This is a genomic window from Pirellulales bacterium, from assembly GCA_036490175.1.
In the GTDB taxonomy this organism is placed as follows: domain Bacteria; phylum Planctomycetota; class Planctomycetia; order Pirellulales; family JACPPG01; genus JACPPG01.
In genome coordinates, this window is the sequence record DASXEJ010000001.1 from 1 (window position 1) to 4276 (window position 4276).

A 4276-nucleotide genomic window follows, 5' to 3' on the forward strand; every position below is an offset into this window, starting at 1 on the left:
CTTGGTCTTGGTTTCCCAGACCGGCTTGCAGACCGTGTAGCAAATGTTCTTGGTCTTGGTTTCCCAGACCGGCTTGCACACCGTGTAGCGAATTTCGCGCGTCTTCGTTTCGTAGACGGGCTTGCACACGGTGTAGCAAATGTCGCGGGTCTTGGTTTCCCAGACCGGCTTGCAAACCGTGAAGTTTACCGTGCGGTACTTCGTCTCGTAGACGGGCTTGCAAACGGTGTACTCACACTGACGGTAGCACGTCTCGGGGACGTACTTTACGCAGTCGATCGTGCGCGGTTCGCATACCGACTCGTAGCATGTCTTGTAGCAGGTGTAGTTCTGCTTTTCGTACACGACCTCCTTGCAGGTCTTCATGACCGTATGGCACTGCTGCTTCGTGCAGCAATAGCTAACTGTGTCGCAGCATCCTGCGCAACACCGGAATCTTGCCGCCCCGCACCAGCTGGCGTCAGCCGTCGAGGCTGATACGAATGCCAGCATTAGGGCGAGGATCGGCACACCCAGAAGAGCCTTCATGTTCCTGTCTCCTCCCAAGGACATTTCTCTGATCGGTGGGGCCTGGTTTGACGAGCTACCGCCCGTCTCAGCTATCATCGGCCTGCGCACTCTTCGTGCATTAACTGGTTTACCCATATTGCTTGGACTACGGCCACCGCGCGGTGACCGCTACCAATGCAATCGGAGTAAAAGCCAAGCCGTTTGCGTCAATCGTCGTCAAGATGGGTTGACTGACTTAACTGGATAAACACAGCTGAGTCCTGCGATTGCGAAAAGTGGAGAGAAACATGCCAATGGTCCCAATCGTTGCGGAGAAATGCCTAGTACCACTTCGTCCGAAGATTCCGTCCCGGACTAGGAGAGGGGGGCAGCGACGGCACGGAGCCGCTAATAGGAATTCGTTTCCGGTTTGCCGCAAAGTGCGCCACCGGTAAAAACTACCGCCGACCTGGGAGATAGCCGCATCCCGTCCGCAATGCCCCAGGAAAGGGCGCCAGCCCGCGCGGCAGGCTTGTCGCCCCGCTTGCCTTACTTTACAGTGAGGTACGATTCTGTGTGCCCTAGACCGCTATCCTCAACCTGGTTAGCGACTTGCGAATGGAAGAGCCAGCAAGCAACTCGCCCGGTTCCACCGGCGGTGGACCGGTGCCTAAGGCTGTCGCCAGCCGGCTGAGCCTTTATCTCCGGGAACTCCAACATTTGATGGAGCGTGGGGACGAGACCACCAGTTCCAGCGAGTTGGGACGGAAGCTCGGCTTTACCGACGCCCAGGTCCGCAAGGACCTGGCCTATTTCGGCCATTTCGGCTACCCCGGCATTGGCTATCGTTGCGACAAGCTGGTAGCGGCCATCAAACGGATTCTGGGGACCGACCAACAGTGGAACGCCGTGCTCGTGGGGTCCGGCAACCTGGGGCGTGCGCTGTTGGGATATAAAGGCTTCCAGCGGCAGGGGTTTCGGGTCGCCGCTGCCTTCGACACCGATGCCAATAAGGTGGGCTCGCAAATCGAGGGGGTCGTGGTCTATCACCTGGACGATCTCACCGAGTTCGCCAAGGCCAATCGGGTACGTCTGGGGATCATCGCGGTGCCGGCTCCGGCGGCCCAAGCCGTGGCCAATCGCCTGGTGGCGGCGTCGGTCGAAGGGATCCTCAATTTCGCTCCGGTCACGATCGAGCTGCCTGACACGGTCAAACATGTCGGCGTCGACCTGGCGATCGAACTGGAACAGCTGTCGTTTGCCATCGTGAGCCGCGAGGCACAAAACGGCTGAGTGGGCAGGCCGACCGGAAATCGTTGTGGCAAATCCGCAGTTCAGGCTGTGCCGTTAGTTTGCCCATGAAGACCCCCTGCCGGCAAGCGCCGTTTCTGGCCACGCCCTGGGGCGCGATGTCTCAGCGGGCGTTGCAACTTTGGCCCGGCTTCGCTAGAAACGTGCGCAAGCTTCTACCCGGTGGTGTAATGGTAACACTAGGGATTTTGGTTCCCTCATTCTAGGTTCGAGTCCTAGCCGGGTAGCTCTTCTCACCTCTCATGGCCACACAATCGCAAAGTGGCTCCGGAGAACCCATAAGCGGCCCTTGTGGTCGGACGCGCGTTGGGCAGGCTCAGCAAAGCTACGCGCCGATAGGAAGCAGGGGGCAGGCGGAGGCGGCTGGACCATACCTCGTTCATCTTTCCGCATTCATCGTCTTCCGCGCGTGACTGCGGACGTCGCACGCGTTATGGTTACCTGAGGAGGCACATTGCCATGCACGCTCAGAAGATTCTATTTCCTACCGACTTTTCGACTCTCAGCGATGCCGCGCTGAAACACGCCACGGCCTTGGCGCGCGACATGGGGGCCAAGCTGATCATCGTCCACGTCGAGGAGCCGCCGGCCGCTTATGGCACGGGCGAAATGTATTACGGCATTCCCGATCCTGACATGCCGGCGCTGACCAAAATGCTCGAAGCGGTCGTGCCCGGCGATCCTAAGGTGCCCTACGAGCATCGCATGATCACGGGGGATCCGGCCGCCGAGATCGTGGCATTGGCCGAGCAGGAAAAGGTCGAGCTCATCGTGCTGGGCTCGCACGGGCGCACAGGTTTGGGGCGACTGTTGATGGGGAGCGTGGCCGAGGCCGTCGTGCGGCGGGCTCCGTGCGCCGTGTTCACGTTCAAGGAAAACAAGCCGGCGCCGGAATAGGCCCGAAATTGCGGGGACAGCAATCGTTGCCGGCGCTATCGGCGCAGCGCGCCGTGCGTGAGGCGCGTGATACGACCAGGCATCGCGGCGCGTGGCTGATGAACTGGCGCTCGCGGCGGAAGTCATGCTGCTCAGAGGGCCACGTGCCGACCGACGCTGGAAGCAATAGCGTTGACCGTGCTTTACGCTGCCCCCTATAATCCGGCCGTACTAAACGAATTTGGCATATTGCCTGCGGCCTTCCGGGGGGATGGCCGCTGCAAGGATTACCAACGTCGGACAGCGCAAGCTGCTGGCAAATTCTTGCAAGTGCCGATGGCCGGCTTGCCGTGCGGCGCCACCCAATAACGACGGAGAACACAGTCATGGCGACAGCATCTACCAATGGTCTGCACGAAGAAATCACCCAGTGCATCGGCAATACTCCGCTTGTCAGGCTGCGTCGCGTGACGGCCGGTTGCGTGGCCAAAGTCTACGGCAAGCTCGAGAATCTCAACCCGTTGTGGAGCGTCAAGGACCGCATCGCGGCCGCCATGATCGACGCCGCCGAGCGGGACGGCAAAATTCACGCCGATACTGTCATCATTGAGCCGACCAGCGGCAACACGGGCATCGGTCTGGCCTATGTCTGCGCCGCCCGCGGTTACAAGCTGACGGTGACTATGCCCGAGAGCATGAGCCTGGAGCGCCGCCGCATGCTGAAAGCGCTTGGCGCCGAGCTGATTCTCACGCCGGCCGCCGAGGGGATGCCCGGTGCGGTCCGCAAGGCCGAGGAGCTGGTCAAGCTGCACAAGAACTATTTCATGCCGCAGCAATTCAACAATCCGGCCAACCCCGAAGTGCATCGCCAGACGACGGGCGAAGAGATCTGGCGCGATACGGAGGGAGCGGTCGATATATTCGTTTCGGCCGTCGGCACCGGTGGCACGATCACCGGCGTCGGCGAATTGCTGAAGAGCCGCAAGCCAAGCGTGCAGATCGTGGCCGTCGAACCGACCAACAGTCCGGTCATCACGCAGCGCCGCGCCGGGCAAGAGCTAAAGCCTGGCAAGCACACGATCCAAGGGATCGGTGCCGGCTTCATTCCGGACAATCTGAACGTCGACCTGATCGACGACGTGATACTGGTCAGCGACGACGACGCCATGGAGACCACCCGCCAAATGGCCAAGCAGGAGGGCCTGATGTGCGGCATCAGTTGCGGCGCCGCGGCCTGGGCGGCGATTCAACTGGCCAAGCGTCCCGAGAACAAGGGAAAGCTGATCGTCGTCATCCTGCCCGACCTGGGCGAGCGTTACTTGTCGACGAAGCTGTTTCCGGAGTGAGACGCGGGCGATGATGAATCCGCAATGATGGATGATGAGAAGCTGGCTTTCACTGCCGGCAGTCGTTCATTCGTGACGCGTCGAGAACTCCACAGCAACCGCTCATTCCGCGCAAGCGCGCGGAATCGCCACGGGAATATGAAATGGTTTGGGGGGCGTCGCCGTGGGCGGGTTAAGGGTGGTGTTCTTTAGGTTGGTTAGGTTAAATACCCCGCCTGCCTCACGGCGGCGACACCTCGGGTTGAATTTGGAGC

General features: G+C 60.5%; 4 protein-coding genes. 3 read left to right on the forward strand and 1 reads right to left on the reverse strand.

Annotated features, from left to right (window positions below; translation table 11 throughout):
- Positions 1 to 366, reverse strand: a 366-nt coding sequence (locus tag VGG64_00005) for a hypothetical protein (protein ID HEY1597951.1), incomplete at its 3' end; no start/stop codon positions are given.
- Between the two features lie 741 nt (positions 367 to 1107).
- On the opposite strand from VGG64_00005, the gene VGG64_00010 reads away from it, so the two are divergent.
- From VGG64_00010 to cysK, 3 genes are all read left to right on the forward strand, one after another.
- Positions 1108 to 1782 carry a redox-sensing transcriptional repressor Rex gene (locus VGG64_00010; protein HEY1597952.1) on the forward strand — a complete coding sequence of 225 codons (675 nt, stop codon included), beginning with the start codon at positions 1108 to 1110 and terminating at the stop codon, positions 1780 to 1782.
- A 477-nt stretch (positions 1783 to 2259) separates the two neighbouring features.
- Positions 2260 to 2697: a universal stress protein gene (locus VGG64_00015; GenBank protein HEY1597953.1), complete on the forward strand. Its 438-nt coding sequence runs from the start codon at positions 2260 to 2262 to the stop codon at positions 2695 to 2697.
- Between the two features lie 365 nt (positions 2698 to 3062).
- Positions 3063 to 4022 (forward strand): cysteine synthase A, encoded by a 960-nt coding sequence (gene cysK, locus VGG64_00020; protein HEY1597954.1) that lies wholly within the window; start codon positions 3063 to 3065, stop codon positions 4020 to 4022.
- Positions 4023 to 4276: the final 254 nt, after the last annotated feature.